The organism is Glycomyces niveus (assembly GCF_017592475.1).
In the GTDB taxonomy this organism is placed as follows: domain Bacteria; phylum Actinomycetota; class Actinomycetes; order Mycobacteriales; family Micromonosporaceae; genus Glycomyces; species Glycomyces niveus.
This window is the reverse complement of record NZ_JAGFNP010000007.1, coordinates 26,651-46,752: the sequence shown is the minus strand read 5'-3', so window position 1 is coordinate 46,752 and position 20,102 is coordinate 26,651. Positions and strand designations below refer to the sequence as shown.

The 20,102-nt window shown below is 71.7% G+C and carries 17 protein-coding genes; 6 read left to right on the top strand and 11 right to left on the bottom strand.

Features of this window, described 5'->3' with window-relative positions; all coding sequences use genetic code 11:
• Positions 1-96: 96 nt before the first annotated feature.
• Positions 97-1,263, bottom strand: a complete 1,167-nt coding sequence (locus J5V16_RS13905) for an acyl-CoA dehydrogenase family protein (protein ID WP_208496949.1) — start codon at positions 1,261-1,263, stop codon at positions 97-99.
• A gap of 265 nt (positions 1,264-1,528) precedes the next feature.
• Here J5V16_RS13905 and J5V16_RS13900 point away from each other — a divergent pair, with 265 nt between their 5' ends.
• On the top strand, positions 1,529-2,923 hold the full coding sequence (locus tag J5V16_RS13900) for a UDP-glucose dehydrogenase family protein (RefSeq protein ID WP_208496948.1): 1,395 nt from the start codon (positions 1,529-1,531) through the stop codon (positions 2,921-2,923).
• Between the two features lie 92 nt (positions 2,924-3,015).
• Here J5V16_RS13900 and J5V16_RS13895 read toward each other — a convergent pair whose 3' ends face one another.
• Complete coding sequence (locus tag J5V16_RS13895; protein WP_208496947.1) at positions 3,016-3,267, bottom strand: hypothetical protein; 252 nt, start codon at positions 3,265-3,267, stop codon at positions 3,016-3,018.
• Positions 3,268-3,269: 2 nt separating this feature from the next.
• Complete coding sequence (locus J5V16_RS13890) at positions 3,270-3,854, bottom strand: non-oxidative hydroxyarylic acid decarboxylases subunit B (protein WP_208496946.1); 585 nt, start codon at positions 3,852-3,854, stop codon at positions 3,270-3,272.
• 51 nt (positions 3,855-3,905) lie between these two features.
• On the opposite strand from J5V16_RS13890, the gene J5V16_RS13885 reads away from it, so the two are divergent.
• Positions 3,906-4,790 (top strand): polysaccharide deacetylase family protein, encoded by an 885-nt coding sequence (locus J5V16_RS13885; protein ID WP_208496944.1) that lies wholly within the window; start codon positions 3,906-3,908, stop codon positions 4,788-4,790.
• A gap of 91 nt (positions 4,791-4,881) precedes the next feature.
• On the opposite strand, the gene J5V16_RS13880 is transcribed toward J5V16_RS13885, so the two are convergent.
• The 5 genes from J5V16_RS13880 to J5V16_RS13860 form a co-directional block, all read right to left on the bottom strand.
• A complete protein-coding gene (locus J5V16_RS13880) occupies positions 4,882-5,331 on the bottom strand; it encodes a hypothetical protein (protein WP_208496942.1) in 450 nt (149 codons plus the stop codon).
• 145 nt (positions 5,332-5,476) lie between these two features.
• Positions 5,477-7,459: a CDP-alcohol phosphatidyltransferase family protein gene (locus J5V16_RS13875; protein ID WP_208496940.1), complete on the bottom strand. Its 1,983-nt coding sequence runs from the start codon at positions 7,457-7,459 to the stop codon at positions 5,477-5,479.
• Positions 7,456-8,310 carry an ABC transporter ATP-binding protein gene (locus J5V16_RS13870; RefSeq protein WP_208496938.1) on the bottom strand — a complete coding sequence of 285 codons (855 nt, stop codon included), beginning with the start codon at positions 8,308-8,310 and terminating at the stop codon, positions 7,456-7,458. The genes J5V16_RS13875 and J5V16_RS13870 overlap by 4 nt, the downstream gene beginning before the upstream one ends.
• 130 nt (positions 8,311-8,440) lie before the next feature.
• A complete protein-coding gene (locus J5V16_RS13865) occupies positions 8,441-8,788 on the bottom strand; it encodes a hypothetical protein (RefSeq protein WP_208496936.1) in 348 nt (115 codons plus the stop codon).
• The gene (locus J5V16_RS13860) at positions 8,785-11,313 is read right to left on the bottom strand and encodes a glycosyltransferase (RefSeq protein ID WP_208496934.1); all 2,529 of its coding nucleotides are present in this window, start codon (positions 11,311-11,313) and stop codon (positions 8,785-8,787) included. The genes J5V16_RS13865 and J5V16_RS13860 overlap by 4 nt, the downstream gene beginning before the upstream one ends.
• Before the next feature lie 256 nt (positions 11,314-11,569).
• Here J5V16_RS13860 and J5V16_RS13855 point away from each other — a divergent pair, with 256 nt between their 5' ends.
• Both J5V16_RS13855 and J5V16_RS13850 read left to right on the top strand, forming a co-directional pair.
• Positions 11,570-12,970 (top strand): glycosyltransferase, encoded by a 1,401-nt coding sequence (locus tag J5V16_RS13855; protein ID WP_208496932.1) that lies wholly within the window; start codon positions 11,570-11,572, stop codon positions 12,968-12,970.
• Complete coding sequence (locus tag J5V16_RS13850; RefSeq protein ID WP_208496930.1) at positions 12,967-14,457, top strand: glycosyltransferase; 1,491 nt, start codon at positions 12,967-12,969, stop codon at positions 14,455-14,457. The genes J5V16_RS13855 and J5V16_RS13850 overlap by 4 nt, the downstream gene beginning before the upstream one ends.
• Here J5V16_RS13850 and J5V16_RS13845 read toward each other — a convergent pair.
• Positions 14,380-15,570, bottom strand: coding sequence for a glycosyltransferase family 2 protein (locus J5V16_RS13845; RefSeq protein WP_208496928.1), 1,191 nt, complete (start codon positions 15,568-15,570; stop codon positions 14,380-14,382). The genes J5V16_RS13850 and J5V16_RS13845 overlap by 78 nt on opposite strands.
• A gap of 336 nt (positions 15,571-15,906) precedes the next feature.
• Here J5V16_RS13845 and J5V16_RS13840 point away from each other — a divergent pair, with 336 nt between their 5' ends.
• Positions 15,907-17,184, top strand: coding sequence for a nucleotide sugar dehydrogenase (locus J5V16_RS13840; RefSeq protein WP_208496927.1), 1,278 nt, complete (start codon positions 15,907-15,909; stop codon positions 17,182-17,184).
• Positions 17,185-17,381: 197 nt separating this feature from the next.
• Here the strand turns inward: J5V16_RS13840 and J5V16_RS13835 are convergent, their stop codons facing one another.
• Both J5V16_RS13835 and J5V16_RS13830 read right to left on the bottom strand, forming a co-directional pair.
• Positions 17,382-18,143, bottom strand: coding sequence for an ABC transporter permease (locus tag J5V16_RS13835; RefSeq protein ID WP_208496924.1), 762 nt, complete (start codon positions 18,141-18,143; stop codon positions 17,382-17,384).
• A gap of 1 nt (position 18,144) precedes the next feature.
• The gene (locus J5V16_RS13830; protein WP_208496922.1) at positions 18,145-19,113 is read right to left on the bottom strand and encodes an ATP-binding cassette domain-containing protein; all 969 of its coding nucleotides are present in this window, start codon (positions 19,111-19,113) and stop codon (positions 18,145-18,147) included.
• A 131-nt stretch (positions 19,114-19,244) separates the two neighbouring features.
• Between J5V16_RS13830 and J5V16_RS13825 the strand changes: the two genes are divergently transcribed.
• On the top strand, positions 19,245-19,946 hold the full coding sequence (locus J5V16_RS13825) for a PadR family transcriptional regulator (RefSeq protein WP_208496920.1): 702 nt from the start codon (positions 19,245-19,247) through the stop codon (positions 19,944-19,946).
• The last annotated feature ends 156 nt before the right edge of the window (positions 19,947-20,102 follow it).

Genomic DNA, 20,102 nt, shown 5'->3' with positions numbered 1-20,102 from the left:
GCGCTCTTTGCTGGTGCCGCTCGGGGGCGGGAGAAAAGGCCCGGACCGATGACTGTCCGGGCCTTTTCCACTCGCGATGCGAGTCCTGGGTAGGTCTTAGAAGGCGTTGCCGCGTTGGAGTTCGCGGGCGATGACGATGCGCTGGACCTGGTTGGTGCCTTCGTAGATCTGGGTGATCTTGGCGTCGCGCATCATGCGTTCGAGCGGGAAGTCCTGGGTGTAGCCGTAGCCGCCGAGGACCTGGACCATGTCGGTGGTGATCTGCATGGCGGCGTCGGAGGCGAAGCACTTGGCGGCCGCGCCGAAGTAGGTGAGGTCGGCGTCGCCGCGCTCGGAGCGGGCGGCGGCGGCGTAGGTGAGTTCCCGTGCGGCGCTGATCTTCATGGCGGCGTCGGCGAGGAGGAACTGGACGCCTTGGAACGCGGCGATGGGCTTGCCGAACTGCTCGCGTTCGGCGGCGTAGGCGGTCGCGGCGTCGAGCGCGCCTTGGGCGATGCCGAGGGCCTGCGCGGCGATGGTGACGCGGGTGTGGTCGAGGGTGCGCATGGCGAGCGAGAACCCTTGGCCGACTTCGCCGATGAGGCGGTCGGCGGGCAGGCGCACCGAGTCGAAGTACACCTCGGCGGTCGGGGAGCCCTTGATGCCGAGCTTCTTCTCGGGCTTGCCGAAGGACACGCCGGCGTCGGCCTTCTCGACGATGAACGCGGAGATGCCCTTGGCGCCCTTGCCGGGTTCGGTGACGGCGAAGACGGTGTAGTACTCGCTGACGCCGGCGTTGGTGATCCACCGCTTGACGCCGTTGAGGACCCACTCGTCGCCTTCGCGCACCGCGCGGGTGGTCATCGAGGCGGCGTCGGAGCCCGCTTCGGGCTCGGAGAGGCAGTAGGAGAACATGGCGTCGCCCGCGGCCACGGGCGGCAGGTAGCGGCGCTTGAGGTCCTCGCTGCCGTCGAGGATGAGCGGCAGGGAGCCGAGCTTGTTGACGGCCGGGATGAGCGACGAGGACGCGCAGGCGCGGGCCACCTCTTCGATGACGATCGCGGTGCCGAGCGCGTCGATGCCCGCGCCGCCGTACTCGGCGGGGATGTGCGGGGCGTGCAGGTCCGCCGACTTGAGCGCCGCATAGGAGTGCTCCGGGAAGGTGGCGGTGGCGTCCGCCTCGGCCGCGTGCGGCGCAACGCCGGTGTCGCAGACATCGCGGGTGGCGGTGCGGATGTCGGCGTACTCTTCTGGCAACTGGTAGGGGCTGAACCCGGTGGACATCGATGGCTCCCGCGTTTGTTACTCGTCAGTAAGATAGGCCGAGTGTAACCCACCGCGGACCGGACCGGTGATGGCCGCCACCGCGAATTTTCTACGGCTTCGCCGCAACTTAGGACGAAGTTCATGCGTGAGGCTGAATATACGACTGCGCAGGCCATAGTCGCATTCACGTACAATTCGAGGTCGCCGCGCACGGATCCAACGCCGCACGGGCGGGCCCGCACCGGGCGCACCCGCCGCACGAACAGACAGGGCACGCCACAGCATGGTCAACGCGATCCAGACCCCCTCGCAGAACACCACCACCCGGCCCCGCATCGCCTTCCTCGGCTGCGGGTACCTCGGGGCGACCTACGCGATCTGCTTCGCGGAGCTGGGCTACGAGGTGATCGGATACGACGTCGACGCCGCCAAGATCGAATCGTTCAGCAACGGGGTCCTCCCCATCCACGAGCCCGGCCTGCCCGAACTGCTCAAGAAGAACCTCGAATCCGGGCGCCTGCGGTTCACCACCGACATCCAGGCCGTCGCCGACTTCGCCGACGTCCACTTCATCTGCGTCGGCACCCCGCAGCGCAAGGGCGAGCACGGCGCCGACCTGTCCTACATCGAGGCCGCCGTCGTCGACCTCTCCAAGCACCTGAGCCGCAAGGTCCTCATCGTCGGCAAGTCCACCGTGCCCGTCGGCACCGCCACGTGGGTCCAGGAGCTCGTCGACCGCCACGCGCCCGAGGGGCTCGGCGTCGAGGTCGGCTGGAGCCCGGAGTTCCTGCAGGAGTCGAACGCGATGCACGACGTCCTGCGCCCCAACCGGATCGTGTACGCCGCCCAGTCCGAATGGGCCTCGCAGCTGCTCAAGGACGTCCACCGCGGCATCCTCGAACTCGCCGCCGTCGAAGACCGCGAAGTGCCGGTCGTCGAGACCGACCTCGCGACCGCCGAACTCGTCAAGGTCGCCGCGAACGCGTTCCTGGCCACCAAGATCTCCTTCATCAACGCCATGGCCGACCTCAGCGAGGCCGCCGGCGCCGACGTCGTCGACCTCGCCCGCGCGATCGGCTACGACCAGCGCATCGGCAACAAGTTCCTGCGCGCCGGCATCGGCTTCGGCGGCGGCTGCCTCCCCAAGGACATCCGGGCCCTCTCGGCGCGCGCCGGCGAGCTCGGCGTGGGCGAGTCGTTCCGCTTCCTCGACGAGGTCGACACCGTCAACACCCGCCGCCGCTCGCACACCGTGCGCGCGGTCGCGAACCTCGCCGGGCGGACCACCGGCCCGAACGGCCCCGACCTGTCCGGGGTGCGGATCGCCTACCTGGGCGCGACGTTCAAGCCCGACACCGACGACATCCGCGACTCCCCCGCGCTCGACATCGCACGGCGGCTGCGGGCCGCCCGCGCCGACGTGGTCGTGTACGACCCGGAGGGCCTGGAGAACGCGAAGGCCGCCGCGCCCGAGCTGAGCTTCGTGAAGACCCTCGCCGAGGCGGTCGCGGGCGCCGACGTCGTGTGCGCGATGGTGCCGTGGGAGGAGTTCCGCACGCTCGACCCGGAGGCGCTGGGCCAGCAGGTCGCGGAGCGGCGCATCCTCGACGGCATGAACGCGTTCGACCCCGAGCGCTGGCGCGGCCACGGCTGGACCTACCAGGGCGTCGGCCGCTAGACTGCGAGACGCGAATTCCCCGAACCGCCCGGCGCGCACGACGCGCCGGGCGGTTCGCCGTCCACGGCGGCCCGATCCGGCCCGGACCCCGGTCAGGGCGCGGGGTTCACCCGCGTGAACGGCCACGCGTGGGGGGCGCGCTCGATGAGCTCCCCGGGCGGGTCGGGGAGGCGGCGGGGCGGGTTCGGGCCGACGGCGATGACGACGACGCGTTCGCCGGCGATGAAGACCTCCAGGCGCACCTCGGGTTCGGCGACGGCGTGCACGCCCTCGTCGAGCACCCAGCGGAGCAGTTCGGCCCCGCGGCCGGCAGCGGCCTTGGCCTCCCACATGAGCGTGTCCACCACTACTCCTCTTCCGCGTCAGGGCCTTGCAGGCCGTCCCAGCGCCGCGCCTTCGGCGACTCGAGCCCGAACTGGTCGAGCGCGCGCGCCACCACGTGGTCCACGATGTCGTCGATCGTCTCAGGCCGGTTGTAGAACGCGGGCACCGGCGGCAGCACGACCGCGCCCATGCGCGAGAGCGCCAGCAGGTTCTCCAGGTGGATCTCCGAGAGCGGGCTCTCCCGGGCCAGCAGGACGAGCCGCCGCCGCTCCTTGAGCGTCACGTCCGCCGCCCGCCCGATCAGGCCCTCCGTGTACCCGGTGCGCACGGCCGCCACGGTCTTCATCGAGCACGGCGCGATGACCATCCCGTCGGTGCGGAACGACCCCGACGAGATCGGCGCGGCCTGCTCCCCCGGCCCCCACGCGTGGTCGGCGAGCGCCGCGACCTCGGCAGGCGTGTACGGGGTCTCGAGGCGGAGCGTCGTACGGGCCCAACGGCTCATGACCAGGTGGGTCTCGACGCCGTCGAGGTCGCGGAGGGCTTCGAGGAGGCGGACGCCGAAGATCGCGCCGGTCGCTCCGGTGATGCCGACGACGAGTCGCATGTCCCCTCCAGCTTTCCCTGCATTGTGTCCTAAAACACTTACAATCACGACATGGTTCGTCACCAACTGTGCATTGCGGCCGCTGCCGCCGCGCTGCTCGCGCTCGCCTGGGTGTGGCCCGAAGGGGCGGAGCCTCCGGCGGACGCGGTGACCGCGAATGAGCCTACTGGGTCCGCGTCGCAGGCGCCTTCGAGTGCGGGCGAAGGGGAGGCCGATGACACGGCGGCCCCCGAGACGCCCGCCTCGTCGGCAGCGGCGCCGGAGCCGGAACCGGGGTCGAACGCGGCGAGCGACCCGGCGCCGTCCCCGCCGGGGGTCGAGCTGTCCGCGAACATGTACGACGGCCCGCTGGGGACCCGCAACCACACCGGGGACGAGCGGGTGGCGCTCACGTTCGACGACGGGCCGTCTCCGGAGTGGACGCCGAAGGTCCTCGACATGCTGCGCGAGCAGGGGGTCAAGGCGACGTTCTGCCTCATCGGGGCGTACGCGGAGGCGTACCCGGAGCTGGTGGCGGACATCGCGCGGGAGGGGCACACGCTGTGCAACCACTCGTGGTTCCACGAGTTCGACCTGGGCAGGTGGAGCGAGGCGGAGATCGGCGCGAACCTGCAGCGCACGAACGACGCGATCGTCAAGGCCGCGCCCGGCGCCGAGGTGCGGTACTTCCGGCACGCGGGCGGGCAGTGGACGGACCGGGCGATCGCGGTCGCGGCCGACCTGGGCATGGAGTCGCTGCATTGGACGGTGGACCCGTCCGACTGGGACGACCGGGTCACCGAGGCGCAGATCCGCGACCACGTGATCGACCGTTCGGCCCCGGGCGCGATCGTGCTGCTCCACGACGGCGCGTCGAACCAGAAGGACATGTGCGGGGCGCTCCGGTCGATCCTCGCGGAGTTCACGCGCCGCGGCTACGTGTACACGGCGATGTAGAAGCCGCGAGCCCGGGCGAGGCCCGGGCTCGCGGCCGTGACGTCACGGCAGCGGTTCACGGTGCGCGGCACCGGTTCACGCCTCGCGCCGGTCAGCGGAGGTCGGCGGGCATCTTCCGGCCCGGCAGGAGCGCGAGGAACGCGAGGGCGAGAAGCCCGACGCTCATGCCCGCCTGGAGGGGGAACGCGAGGCCGAGCAGGCCGCCGTCGCCGCCCCGGTCGTCGCCCCCGCCCTTCGGCCCGGTCTCGGGGGTCGCGCCGCCCGGGTCCGGGGTGCCGTCGCCGTCCGAGTCCGCCGGGCCGGTGCTGTCGGGGTCGGAGGTGCCGTCGCCGTCGTAGCTGGGGCTCGGGGTGGGTGAGCCGGGCGGGATGGGGTAGGTCTCGTCGACGTTCGTCCAGTCCACATGGGAAATACCGGAATGGCTTGCAGTGGCGGCATCGTTCGCGGTCGGGCTCCCGGGGATCAAGGGCAGCGAGAAGAGCCCCGCCACCCCGATCACGGTCGCGGCGAGCACCAGACGCGAGAGCCGGAACTTGCGCACAGGTACACCTTAGTCGTGGGAGACCAGCGATGCTCGCCTGTCGGGGCATGTAACCCGAACGAGTTCGCTTGGCGGTCAAGCATGACGGTCCGATCGGGCCGCACCGCGGTGCGGGGGCGGCGGTTTCGGGGCCGGGGCGGCGCGGTCAGGCGGCGGCCGCGCGGGAGGCGCGGACCGTGCCGGTGACGACCGCGCCCACGAACACCGCGGCGACGTACACCGCGAGCGCCCCGTAGACCACAGTGGCCACTGCAGGAACGGTCGCCACAGCGATCGCGGCCGCCGCGATCGCGATGAGGCTCCGGGCGGGCCAGCCGAGGCCGAGGTCGCGGCGCGCCACCGGGGAGGCGGCCTTGTCGAGCCCCGCGGCGAGGTCGTAAAAGTACAGGGCGATCACCGTCAGCAGCGTGTACAGGACCGGCCACGACACGCCCGCCGCGATCCCGGCCGCACTCACGGCCCCGAGCTCGACCGCGCGCAACCCGGCCGGGATGAACCAGTCGAGCAGTCCCTCATGGTCCGTGCGGGCCACCGAAGCGGCCAGGACCAGGGCCAGACCGGCGAGCCCGAACGGCACCCACGGCGGCGTCCCGAACGCGGCCGCGACCACGGCCGCACCGGCGGCGAGCACGGCCGCGGCGGTCGCCGCGAACGGCGTCATGTCCCCGCCCACGGGGCTGCGCGGCACGAGCTTCCCGAGCGGCCCGTCGTCGCGGTGCGCGGCCCGGTCGGGCCGACGCAGCGCCGCCGTGCGGGCCGCCAGGGACCGGAGCGTCCGCCCCGCGGTCGTATACCCGAGCGCGAGCAGCTGCCACACCAGGAGCGCCGCGAGCGCGGCCTGCGGCCCGAAGGCGACGGCGGCGACGGCGAGGAGGAGCCAGCGTTCGCCCACGGGCGCGACGATGGTCCGCTTGATCCAGTACAGGGGGGTGCGGTGGGCGCCCATGACCTGCTCGGAGGCGGAGCCGAGGCGCTGGCCGAGGTGGGCGGCCCGGCCCACGGGCGGGGCCGATTCGCGGGTGCGGGCCTGGCGGACCACGGCGGTGTCGAGGAGGACGGCGTACCAGGTGTCGGCGGTGTGCCGGATGGTCTGGGTGGCCATGGCGGCGATCGCGAGGCCCCACGCGGCGGGCGCGGGGACGCCGCCGGCGGTCGCGCCGGCGGCGAGGCCGGCGTAGATGAGGAACTCCTTGGAGCGGTCGGCCATCATGTCGAGCCAGCCGCCGAAGGAGGAGAAGTTCTGGGTGTAGCGGGCGAGCTGCCCGTCGACGCAGTCGAACACGAAGCTCGCGTACATCAGGAGGGCCGCGGCGAGGTACCACCAGGACCAGCCGGCGGCGAAAACGGCGGCGGCGCCGACGGCGAAGGAGATGGAAACCCAGGTGATGGGGGTGGGGGTCCAGCCGAGGCGGGCGCTGAGCTTCACCAGGTGCGGGGTCCAGGTGGAGACGGCGTACGTGGCGAAGAAGTCGTCGTCGTGCTTGATGGCGTTCTTGAGCCGCCACGCGTCCATGTCGACCGCTTCGAACGCGGCGATGGTCGCACGCGCCTCGTCGCCGGTGGCGACCTGCCGGTGCTCGAGGCCGGCGGTCCGGTAGGCGTTGACGGGAATGGCGCGGGCGTGGAGGGCCGCGAGCAGGGAGGCGAACGCGTCGCCTTCGGCGCGGCGCGGCCAGTGCCGGCGCAGGCGGGCGAGGTGGGCGGCGGAGACCTTCGCGAGGCCGCCGAGGCGCACCGGCCCGGGCCCGGGCCCGGTGACGAGGCCGCGCTCGCAGTGCACCGGTTCGGCGGTCGGGTCATCGCCGCCGACGAGGACGCCGGAGCGGCGCGAGGAGTCCGAGAGGACCGCCGCGATCGTGGTCGGGGAGGCGACGAGGTCGGCGCAGGCCACGAACAGGGCGCCGTCGCCGGCGAACGCGAGCTCGGCGAGGTGGCGCAGGTCCGCGGTCGCGTCCGCCGATTCGATCTGGGCGGCCTTCACGGGCCGGTCGGTGCCGGGCCGGGTGAGGACGGTGACGTCGTCGCAGCCGGCGTCGCGGATCTGCGCGATGAGCCGGTCGACGACGGTGGTGTCTTCGGTGATCTCGGCGTAGCCGCCCCGAGCCGGCAGGATGACGGCTCGGCTCACGTGGCCGCCTCGACCGCTCCCGGGACGGGGGCCGGAGCGGCGGCCTGCTCCGCGGCGGCCTTCGCCGCCTGCTCGCGCTTCTTCTTCTCGGCCTTGGCGTCGGCGTCGCGCTTCTCGGCGGCCTTGTACGCGGCGAGGGCCTCTTCGACGGTGCCGTCGGTCTCGAGCGTGCCGGCGTCGAGGAAGATCCCGCGCTTGCAGTACTTCTTCAGGTCGCCCTCGGAGTGGGAGACGAACACGAGGGTGCGGCCCTGCTCGAGCAGGTTCGCGATGACGGCCTGGCACTTGCGCTTGAACGCGGCGTCGCCGACGGCGAGCGCCTCGTCGACCAGGAGGATCGGGTGCGGCAGCTGCGTGATGACGCCGAAGCCGAGGCGCACCTTCATGCCCGACGAGTAGTGCTTCAAGGGCGTGTCCATGAAGTCCTCGAGCTCGGAGAACTCGACGATCTCGTCGTACTTGGCCTTGATCTCCTTGTTGGTCATGCCGTGCAGCGCGCCCACGAGGTTGACGTTCTCGCGGCCGGTGAGGTCGCCAGAGAAGCCCGCGGAGAGCGCGATGAGCGGGGCCACGCGGCCCTCGCGGCGCACGTACCCCTCGTCGGGGATGAGCACGCCGGTGATGAGCCGCAGCAGCGTCGACTTGCCGGTGCCGTTGCGGCCGATGATGCCGACGGCCTCGCCGGGGAAGATGTCGAAGTTGACGTGGCGCAGCGGCCAGAAGTCCTGCGCCGCGGCGCCCTTCTTGTTGGCGGAGCGCCTGACGAAGAGGTCTTTGACCCGGCCTTTCTTCTGCTTGCCTTTCGCGAAGCAGATCCCGAGGTCACGAGCCTGGATGATCGGCTCTTCCATGGGGGCGGCCCTCCCGGACAGGTGGTTGCTGTGCAGCTGGTCGATGGCGCGCCAATAGTACCGCCCGGCGGTTTTCGGCAGCTCGCGGCAGATCGGAGAGCTTCCTCATGTCCCCCCGGGGGCGCTCCGGTCAGGCCGCGCGGTCGCGTTCGGCGGCGCGCCGCCGCTCCGCTGCCAGGCGTTCGACCTCGAACGCGGCCAGGATGCGGCGCAGGGTGACCTCGGCGCGCTCGGCGGACGCGCGCGCCTCGAGGCGGGTCTGGCGGCTCTCGTTCCACACCAGCGCGAGCGCGCCCAGCGTGATCAGGCTCATCAGCGATGAGACGACCCACACCAGGCGCTGGCCGCCGAAGAGGGCGACGGCGAGGAGCGCGAGCGCCGCGAGGACCGCCGCGGCGGCGGCGACGTGCGCGGGCGCGGGTCGGCCGAGGCGGTTGTAGGCGGCTTTGAGGATCTGCTTCATCGCGGTCTCTCTCATCGGGCGACGGGACTGGGGCGGGCGGGCTGCTCGGCGACGGCCGCGAGGTCCGCGGCGACGTCTGCGCCGGCGGGTCGGGCGAGGAGGTCGGCCACGAGCCGGCGGTAGGAGTCGTGGCTGAAGCGTTCGCGGACGCGCTGTTGGGCGAGGGCGCTCTGGTCGAGGAACCGGTCGGGGTCGGCGTAGAGGCCGTCCACGAGTCCGGCCACTTCGGACGGTTCGCAGTAGAGGGCGGCGTCGCCGAAGACGGGCGCGAACCGGTGGGGCAGGATCGCGACGCATCCGGCGGCGAGCGCTTCGAGGACGGCGCGGCCGAACGCCTCGTACTGCTGCGGGTGGGGGAAGTAGATCCAGAAGTCGAGCTGGTACAGGAAGGATTCGACGTCGGTCTCGTCGAAGCCGTAGCAGGTCCAGGCGGTGGGCGGGTCCTGGCCGGTGATGCGGGCGACGGCGGCGGCGCCGCCCATGATGCGCACGTCCCAGCGGCCGTCCCCGGGGTAGATGAGAGAGAGGTCGGCGGCGGCGGGCCATTTGGTGCGGTCGTCGCGGGAGTGGCGGCCGACGACGGGGAGGACGGACCGGAACCCGGTGCGGGCGGGGGCGATCGCGGCGGCGTCGAGGATGCCGGGCATGTCGAAGTCGGCGAGGGTCCCGGCGGTCAGATCGGCGAGCGCTTCGCGCACTTGGGGTCCCTGCGGGACCCAGAGGGGTTCGACGCCGAACATGTCGACGGCGTTGGCGTGGCAGGCGTCGGGGACGTAGCGGGCGTCGGAGCCGTCGCGTTCGTGCGGGGCCTGGTTGGCGAGGACGATCATCCGCTCGGGGCGCACGTTCGAGCGCTCCCCGGACCGGAACTGCAGGATCGGCGGGTAGCGGAGCACGAGGAGGTCGCAGACGACGTCGTCGGTGACGAGGACCTGCTCCACGGCGCCGCTGTTGACGAGCCGCTGGAACGGCCTGCACATGGGCCGGTCCTCGACGGTCATGTGCCGCCACGACTCCAGGTGCATGACGGCGACGTCCAGGCCGGCGGCCTGGAGGGCGCGGATCTCCTCCAGCATGGACTTCTGGGGGCCGCCGAAGGGCCGCCAGTCGAGGCAGAACACGACGTCGAAGCGGCGCTGCCGCTGCTCGGCCCTGGCCACGGCCGCGTGGTAGGGGGCCCAGAACGGGCGCCGCGCGGGGGCTTTGGGCAGGTACGGGTCGGCGCCGGCGCGGATCGCGTCGTGCCAGAGGGGGTACGCGGACTGGTAGGCGCGGCGCGCGGGGTGCTTCCAGCCGGGCCCGAACTCGTCGCGGGAGAGCGACCCGGGCGCCTGCCGCATGATCGTGTCCCGCACGGGGAGGCGGCGGACCGCGCCGTCGCCGAACGCCGCCGCGACCCGGTGCAGGAACTCGGTGTCGGCGCCCTTGCGGACCTCGTCGTAGTAGCCGATCCGGTCGAGGATGCTGCGGCGGAACGTCATCGACGCCGTCGACACCGTCGTCAGCACCCGGCCGGGCCGGGTGACGGTGAGGTCCTCGTTGCACAGGAACGCCTCCCCGTACGTCAACTGGAGTCCCGGCTCAGCCAGGAGCGGCGCGACCGACCGCGCCAACCGGCTCGGCGCCGCCCAGTCGTCCGAGTCCAGACCGGTCACGAACTCCCCGGTCGCGGCGTCGAACGCGGTGTTGCGGGCCGCGAACGTCCCGCCGTTCACCTCCCGGCGTATCACCCGCACCCGCTCGTCGAGCGCCGCCGCCGCGTCGAGGACCGCGTCGAACTCCGGCCCCGACGCGTCGTCGACGACGAGGACCTCAAGGTTCGCCCACGCCCCGTCGAGCAGCGACCGCACCGCCGTCAGCAGCGCGCGGCCGGGCCGGTACGCGGTCATCACCACCGACACCAGCGGCCCCGAACGGACCTTCGGCACCGGCACCGCCCGCAACCGGTCGAACCACGGCAGCACCTCGCCGTCCGCTGAGGCCGGACCGAGCCGCAGCCCCCGCTGCCCCGACAGCGCGCCGAGCCGCTTCACCCACGCGACCTCGTCCCCGCCCGCGTCCGGATGCGCCAGATCCGCGGCCAGCGCCGCCCGCTCCAGCCCCGGCAGGTGCCTGCCGTAGCGGCGCATGAGGCTCCGGGCCTTACCGGGTTCGCCGAGGACGTACGCGAGCTGCGCGTGGACGGCGGCCTCGCGCGGGCTCACCCGGCGCACGCCGCCGGTGTCGAGGGCGAGGTCGAAGAGCGCCAGGGCGTCCCGGCGGTCCTGTTCGGCGCCGGTCTGGAGGCCGACGACGTACGCGAGGGACGCGAGCGCGGCGGCGTTCACCTCCGGTTCCCTGTCGCGGGCGTGCGCGGCGGCGATGAGCGAGGGCAGGTCGAGCGAACGTGATGCGGCCCTGGCGAGCAGGTGCCGGGCCCCCGGGGAGCGGGTCCGCAGCGCGGTCGCGGCCATCGTGCCGGGCGCCCGCTCGCCCGCGCGCACCAGGAGGTCGTCGGTGAGTCGGCCCGGATAGCGCGCGGTCTCGTCAGCTGCGTTCATCTTGTCCGTTCATCTCCAGGTTGCATTCCGCCCAGATCTTCGCGTGTCCAATGGCAATAAGGCTGAATTGAATAAGAACAATGCTCTTCTCTCGCGTAAACAGCTGTTGAACTGGGAAGCCGGTCAATCCTCATTTACGGGCGCGGGATATCGTGGGCGCGAAATGAGCGACTCACCGAAACGCCCGCGCATCGTCCGCAACGACTATAGGGCCCTGCACCCGCCAGTTCCGGGTGATTGGAAGCCGAGTCTCGCGGTGAGCGTCATCGTTCCCGCCTATGGGGGACAGGGCGAACTGGACCTGGTATTGGCGGCGCTCGCCGCGCAGTCCTATCCGGCCGGCCTCATGGAAGTCGTCGTCGTCGACGACAATTCCGCGCCCCCCTTGCGCCTGCCCGAACTGCGGCCCGAGCACACGCGGCTCGTCGCGACCGCGGGCGAGTCCTGGGGGTCGGCGCACGCCGTCAACACCGGTGCGGGCCATGCCGACGGGCAGGTGCTGCTGCGCCTCGACGCCGACATGGTCGCCTACCACGACCACGTCGAGCAGCAGATGCGCTGGCACCACGCCGCCGACTACCTGGCCGTGCTGGGGCACAAGCGGTTCGTCGAGTGGGAGCCGGGGCGGTTCACGCCCGAGCAGGTGCATGAGAAGGTGGCCGCGGGCGAGGCGGAGGCGCTGTTCGCGGTCGAGGACTCGGTGCCGCACTGGATCGAGAACGTCATCGCCGACACGGGCGGGCTCGTCCAGCACCATCCCGGGATCTTCCGGGTCTTCGTGGGCGCCACCAACTCCGTGCACCGCGACTTCTTCAAAGCGGTCGGGGGGCTCGACACCGCGCTGCGGCTCGGTTCCGACACCGAGTTCGCGTACCGGCTGGCGCAGGCCGGCGCCGTGTTCGTCCCCGAGACCGCGTCCTCCGCATGGCATCTGGGCATGCCGCAGATGGTGCAGAAGTGGGACGAGGGCCGCCACCAGCGCGTCCCGTACATCGCGCAGCGGGTGCCCCTGCACGGGATGCGCCTCACCGCGCCGCCACGCGCGTGGCGGGTCCCGCTGGTGGACGTCGTCATCGACGTCGCGGACGCGACCGCGGCCGAAGTGGACGCGTGCGTCGCGCCCGTCCTCGCCGGGCAGGACGCCCGGATCACGCTCGTCACCGGGCAGGGCCCGGCCCCGCAGGACCGCGCCTCGATCCTCGCCGGCGACGGCGCGCAGCTGCGCCTCATCGAGGAGGCCTACGACGTCGAGGCGCGCGTGCGCATCGCGGCCGAGGCGCCCGCCGCCGACCCGGCCGTCCCCTACCGGCTGCTCCTCCCCCGGCCGGTCCCGCTGCACGCCAAGAGCATCGGGAAGCTCCTCGCCGCGATGGAACGCGTCGACGCCGGCCTCGTCCTCGCCGATCTCCCCGACGCGCCGCCCGCGCGGCTCGAACGCACCGCCGCGTTCGCCCGCGCCCGGCACATCACCGGTGGCACCGGCCTCGACCAGGTGGTCGCGGGCATCTGGGGCGCCGACCGGTACACCGGGCTCGCCGCCCGCGAACCCGGGCCGACGGTGTACGAGCCCGGCCCGCCTGACGCCGCCCGCCGGATCCTGCGCCGCTTCTTCGACGCCCGCCAGCGCGCGCGCCTGCGCGCCCTCCTGCGCCGGTGAACGCCGTGCCCTCGCCCGCGCTGCGCGGCAACGACTACGGGCCACTCGTGCGGCCCGGCGACGGCTGGGAGCCGCACCTCTCGGTCACGGTCGTCGTCCCGGCGCACGGCCAGCAGGACAAGCTCGACGTGACGCTCGCGTCCCTGGCCGCCCAGACGTATCCGGCGGCGCTGCTGGACGTGGTCGTCGTCGACGACGGCTCCGATCCGCCGCTGCGGCTTCCCGAGATCCGGCCCGAGTCGACTCGGATCATCGCGTCCCCGCCGGGTGGGTGGGCGTCGGCGCACGCCACGAACGCCGGCGTCGCCGCGAGCGGCGGCGACGTGGTGCTGCGGCTGGACGCGGACATGCTCGTCTTCGCCGACCACGTCGAGTCGCAGTTGCGCTGGCACCACGCCGCGGACTACCTGGCGGTGCTGGGCCACAAGCGGTTCGTCGCGTACCGGGCGGGGGACCTGGACCCGGCGGCGGTGTTCGACGCGGTCCGGGCGGGCAAGGCCGGGGACCTGTTCGATGCCGAGGCGTCGGAGCCGCAGTGGATCGAGCGGATCGTCGACGCGACCGCGGGGCTGCGCCAGGCGGACCACCGGGCGTTCCGGGTGTTCGTGGGCGCGTCGTTCTCGGTGCACCGCAGCCTGTTCGACGCCGCGGGCGGGATGGACGCTGAGGTCCTGCTCGGTTCGGACACGATCTTCGGGTACCGGCTGCATCAGGCCGGGGCGGTGTTCGTGCCGGACGACCGGTCTTCGGCGTGGCATCTGGGGCCGCGGCAGATCGCCGAGCGCGGCGCGCTTGCGAAGGCGTACCGGCGGCCGCGCATCGCGAACCGGGTCCCTGAACTGGATGTGAAGCGGCCCAGGGCCGCGCGTGGGTGGGCGACGCCGCTGGCGGAGGTGGTCGTCGATGCGGGCGAGGACCCGTCGCTCGACTTGGAGGCCACGGTGGACGAGCTGCTGTCGGGGTCGGTGCCGGACGTGCGGGTGACGCTCGTCGGCGATTGGCCCGAGCCGCACAGCGGCCGGCATTCGCCGCTGGACGACCCGGCGCTGGAGGCGCGTCTCCTCATCGAATCGTTCCGCGGCGAGACGCGCGTCGCGTTCGCGGCGGGGTGGGAGCCGGACCCGAAGGTGCCGTATGTGATCCGTCTCCCTGCCGCGGTGCGGCCGGGGCCGGACGCGGTGGCGTCGCTCGTCTCCTACGCGAACCGGCACCGGCTCGGGCTCGTCGAGGTCGCGACCCCGCACGGCGTGGCGAGCCTCGAGCGGACCGCCGCGGCGGCGCGCGCGGCGCGGTTGGGCGTCGGCATCGACGCGGTGTGGGGCAGTGCGAAGCTCACCGCGCCCGCCGACCGTCCTGTCAAGGGCGGCAGCGGGAGTGCGTTCAACGGTGCGCTCGCCGAGGGCGGCGGGTCAGGGCACGCGCGGGGCGGGCAGCGTGGGCTGCGCGGGAAGGCCCGGCGACTCGTCCGCCGCCTGCTGGGCCGCTGAAGCGCCGACGCCGCTCGGGGCGCCCATCGAGCTGTTCGCGGAGGACGCCTCGACTTCGGACGCGGTCGGCTCCGGTGCGGGCGCCGGACGGCCCGGCTGCCCGGACCGGTTGACGCGCTTGGCGATCCGGTACACCTGCCGGAACGCCTCGTATCCGAGGTAGGCGCGGGCGGCGAGGAGCCGCTGCTTGAGGCCGGTCACGCCCGCCGCGGGCTGCCAGGCCTCCGGGCCCGGGTGGTAGCGGCGGTACAGCTCGGAGGTGCGGCGGAAGAACGCACGCCGCTGCTTCGGCTCGACCCGCTCGGTGTTGCCGATGACGAGCAGGAGGTGCCAGACCATGTGGTTGAACAGGGCGACGCGGATGCCGGGGTCGTCGACGTCCTCGAAGTCGTCCCAGGTGCGCTGCCACTGCGTGAACACGTCGAAGTGGCGGTCGTCGCGGGTGCGGGTGATGGAGGACCCGGCCCTTTGGCGCCACTGGTAGCAGCATTCGGTGACGACCGAGATCCGCTCGGCGCGGCGCAGCAGCGCGTACGTCCACGGGATGTCGGTGTACCAGCCGGTGGGGAAGCCGAGGCCGGTGGCGGTGAGGAACTCGCGGCGGGAGACCTTGGTCCACGGCGTGTGGGTGTAGTCGACGATGCGGGGCCATTCGGCGAGTGTGAACCCGCTCGGGTCGGCCGGGCAGTGCTCGGCGAGTTCGGGGAGTTCGCCGGTCTCGATGGCGCCGGTGTCGCGGCGCTTCTCGTGCTGGACGAGGACGACGTCCGGCGGGCGGGGGCCGGCGACGGCGGCGAGGACCCGCTCGACGGCGCCGGGTTTGAGCTCGTCGTCGGCGTCGACGAACCAGACGTAGTCGCCGTTCGCCTGCGCCAGACCGAAGTTGCGGGCCGGGCCGGAGCCGGCGTTGGCGGGCGTGGTGATGACTTTGATGCGGCCGTCGCGGGCGGCGTAGCGCTCGGCGACGGCGCGGGAGCCGTCGGGCGAGCAGTCGTCGACGACGACGATCTCGAGCGCGTCCCCGCCGGCGCCGTCGCCGATGACGGTGTCGAGGCATCCGGGGAGGTAATCCTCGGCCTCGTATACGGGGATGACAATGCTCAGAGCGGGCATGGGTCGATAGTAGCCCCAGCCGCACACGCGGATTGGGCAGCGAATAGGGCGCGTGTCACGTCGCAGGAAGTGTATCGGCGCATGTAAACGGCGAATTTCCGCCGCCATTGGCGAACCATTCTCGAGTTCTCGCGGCCGCGCAATGAATGGTGAACTCTTTTCGAGCACCAGGTGAACAACCTGACAAGGCAACGAAAGGCTTGACCCGAGGTGTCCTCGGAATGAACGAGTGATCTACAAGGACCCCCATCTCACCTGGTCAGGATCGGAGTGTTCGCCATTGCTAATGTGGCCCGGAAGACTCCGAGACGCCTCTGAATCGCAAAGGACTCCACTGTGGCAACTGTTGACGAAGCAGCGCGCCCGATCGACCTGGTCGTGGTCGGCCAGGGCTATGTCGGCCTGCCGCTCGCCCAGGCGGCGATCGCCAAGGGCCTCACGGTCGTCGGCCTCGACCGCTCCCAGCGGGTGGTCGACGCGCTCAACGCGGGGTCCAGCCACATCGACGACGTCTCGGACGCCGAACTCGCCGCCATGATCGAGGGCGGGTACACCGCCTCGACCGACGCCGCGGTGCAGTCGCGCGCGAAGGCGATCGTGATCTGCGTGCCGACGCCGCTCGGCGAGGCGGGCGGGCCCGACCTCGCCGCCGTCATCGGCGCGTCGCACGCGGCCGGGCGGCACCTGCAGCGCGGGGCCCTCGTGGTCCTGGAGTCCACGACGTACCCGGGCACGACCGAAGAGGTCGTCGCCCCGATCCTGCGCGAGGAGTCCGGGCTCGAGGCGGGCGTCGACTTCCACCTGGCGTTCTCACCCGAACGGGTCGACCCGGGCAACCCGGTGTACGGGATCGTCAACACGCCCAAGGTCGTCGGCGGGCTCACCCCGGCGTGCACCGCGGCCGCGAAGGCCCTGTACGGGCAGTTCATCGACCAGATCGTGGAGGCGAAGGGGCCGCGCGAGGCGGAGATGGCGAAGCTGCTGGAGAACACGTACCGGCACGTGAACATCGCGCTCGTCAACGAGATGGCGGTGTTCTGCCGGGAGCTCGGCGTGGACCTGTGGGACGCGATCAACCTCGCGAAGACCAAGCCGTTCGGATACCAGGCGTTCTACCCCGGGCCGGGCGTCGGCGGGCACTGCATCCCGATCGACCCGAACTACCTGTCGTACAAGGTGCGCACGCTCGGGTACCCGTTCCGGTTCGTGGAGCTGGCGCAGGAGATCAATAATCGGATGCCCGAGTACGTGGTGACGCGCGCGATGGCGAAGCTGAACGCGAGCGGCCTCGCGCTCTCGCGCGCGCGGGTGCTGCTGCTGGGTGTGACCTACAAGCCGGACATCGCCGACCAGCGCGAGTCGCCGTCGACGCCGGTGGCGCGCAAGCTGCTCGCGGCGGGCGCGGAGCTGTCGTACCACGACCCGCACGTGCCGGCGTGGAGTGTCGGCGCGGAGCCGGTCGAGCGGGTGACGGAGCTGGCGACGGCGAAGGCGGACCTGATCGTGCTGCTCACGCACCACGCCGAATACCAGGCGGGCGCGCTGCCGGCCGGGGTGCCGGTGCTGGACACGCGGGGCGCGCTGCGCGGTGTCGAGGGTGTCGAGACCCTCTGACCCGCCTCCGGGCAGTCCCCCGCCCTCCCAGGGGGGCGTCCCCTGCTCAATTGTTTCGCGGGGGTCCGACAAGAAACCCCCGTTCTTACCGTCGTAAGGAAAAGTGTCACCCGAAAGCGTGAACACCGCCGCCGCGGGCCTGTTGGCCAGCGGCGGCGTTTCGGTTCCCGGTTTCCTTGGGGCCCTAGCGGATCGGTCTAGGCGACCGCGCGTGCGAACTTGCGCGTGGCCCACCACACGAGCAGGACCGCGAGCGCGCCGATGTAGGCCGCGGCCTGCCAGATGGCGTTGGCGCCCATGTCCCCTTCGAACAGGGAGCGGGCGGCCTCGACCGCGTAGTAGAACGGGTTGAAGTCGGCCACGCTCTGCAGCCAGGCCGGGGCCAGCGCCATCGGCAGCATGATGCCCGACAGCAGCATGATCGGCTGGACGAACGTGTTGAGGACCGGCGCGAGCGTGTCCTCGCTCTTGAGGACGATCGCGACCCCGTACGAGAGCGCGCCGAGCATGAACGAGGTCAGGATGATGATCCCGAACATGAGGAACACGCCCGGCCAGTAGATCGTCAGGCCGCCGATCGGCGCGGCCAGGACGACCAGGAGGAGCGCCTGGATGAGCGTGGTCGTGACCGTGGCGAGGGTGCGTCCGATGAGGAGCGCGGCGCGGCTGACCGGGGTGACCCGCATCCGCTCGATGACGCCCGCGCGCAGCTCGGCGATGAGGCCGAAGCCGACGAACGTGGAGCCGAACAGGGCCATCATGATGATGAGGCCGGGCACGAACGTCTCCATGGCGCCCGCTTCGAAACCGGGCGCGCCGTCGAGGCCGTTGAGCAGCGGGGCGAAGAAGATCAGGAAGTACAGCGGCTGGATCAGCATGACCACCAGCCACACCGGTTGCTTCAGATTGAGCGTCATGGCCCTCGCGTAGACGAGCCAGGTGTCGCGGAATGCCTTCATGTCAGTGCTCCTCTCGCAGCGAGCGGCCGGTCTGCTTCAGGAAGACGTCGTCGAGGCTGGGCCGGTGCAGCTCGATGGACGCGGGGGCGATGTCCTTGCCGTCGAGGGAGCGCAGGAGCTCCGGGAGCGCGGCGGCGCCGTCGTCGACGTACATGCGCAGGAGCGCGACGCCGGTGGCCGGGTCGGGCGCGCCCGCTTCGATCTCGCGGACGAAGTCCTTGCCGCCCAGGAGTTCGACCGCGGCGGCGGCGCCGTCGGTGACGCCGATGGCGACGACGTCCCCGGCGACCTCCTTCTTCAGGTCGAGCGGCGTGCCCTCGGCGACGATCTCGCCGTGGTCGATGATGGCGAGCCGGTCGCACAGCGCGTCGGCCTCGTCGAGGTAGTGGGTGGTCAGGAAGATCGCGGTGCCGCGTTCGCGCAGGGCGCGGACCTCGTCCCACATGTGCGCGCGCGACTGCGGGTCGAGGCCCGTGGTCGGCTCGTCGAGGAAGAGGAGCTTCGGCTCGTGCATGATGCCGAGCGCGATGTCGAGGCGGCGCTTCTGGCCGCCGGAGTACGTCTTGACGTTGCGGTCGGCGTACTCCTCGAGCTGGAAGGCACCGAGGACCTCGACGGCGCGGGCGGCGGCCCGCTTCTTGGACATGCCGTACAGGCGGCCCTGCAGGACGAGCTCGTCGCGGGCGGTGACCTCGCCCCAGGTGCCGCCCTCCTGGCCGACGTAGCCGATGTCGCGGCGGACCGCGGCCTGGTTCTTGGCGAGGTCGTGGCCGCAGACGCGCGCCACGCCGTCGGTGGGCTCGATGAGGGTGCTGAGCATCCGCATCGTGGTGGTCTTGCCGGCGCCGTTGGGGCCGAGGAGGCCGAACACCTCGCCTTCCTTGACGGCGAGGTCGACGCCGCGGACGGCCTCGACCTCCTTGCCGCGGGACTTGAAGGTCTTCTTCAGGCCCTTCGTCTCGATGAGCATGGGTTCCTCACGGGTAGTTGAACGGTAGTCCTATTTCCTTGTTCAAGTTTGACTATAACCATGGGGTAGCGGAGGGCACAACCAGGTATAAGCGAGTCCGTGAGATTAGTCAAAGGTATAATATTGCGGGCATGTGGAGTACGCGTCTTCTCGTCCTCGGCCTCGTCCGGTGGCTCGGTCCCGTCCACGGCTACCTGGTGCGTCGGGAGCTGGACACGTGGCGGATGCCCGGCAAGCCCGAGATCGGCGCGGGCTCGATCTACCACGCGCTCAAGAAGCTCACCGCGGACGGCATGATCGAGGTCGTGTCCACCGAGTCGGTCGACGCGCGCCCGGCCCGGACCACGTACTCCATCACCGCCCGGGGCGAGGCGGAGTTCCAGCGGACCCTGCGCGAGAAGCTGTGGGACGTCGAGGCCGGCGAGGACCCGTTCAGCACCGCGTGGTCCTTCGCGCAGGTGCTCACCCAGGCCGAGAACATCGCGCTGCTGCGCCAGCGGGCCGACGTCCTCTTCTCCCGCGTCGAGCAGGTCACCGCGCTGCTCGCGGCCACCACCCCCGAGTTCGTGCCCGGCGACGAGGGGTCCTTCGTGCCCGCGCACGCCCGCGCGATGATGAAGCGCCAGATCGACCTGTGGATCACCGACGCCGAGTGGTGCGAGGAGACCGCGGGCCGCATCGAGTCCGGCGACCTCGTGCTCGGCCCCGACCTCGACGCCGAGCACGCCGCCTACTGGCGGGAGGCCATCAAGGGCGACCGGTTCGTCGACCACGCCCGCGAACGCCAGGCCATGATCGAAGGAATCGGCTCCTCCGAGGCCCGCGACGGCTGACCGCGACAGGCCGGACTGCGCCACACCTGAACGGCCGTTTAGGAGATCACCCGAAAAAATCCACAACCCTCCTTATGGAGACCCTCCAAAACTTGTGCCGTTTATATCGTTTCGTCCGCTCTTCTGATGACGGCGTCGCCCCGCTCTCGGATATGC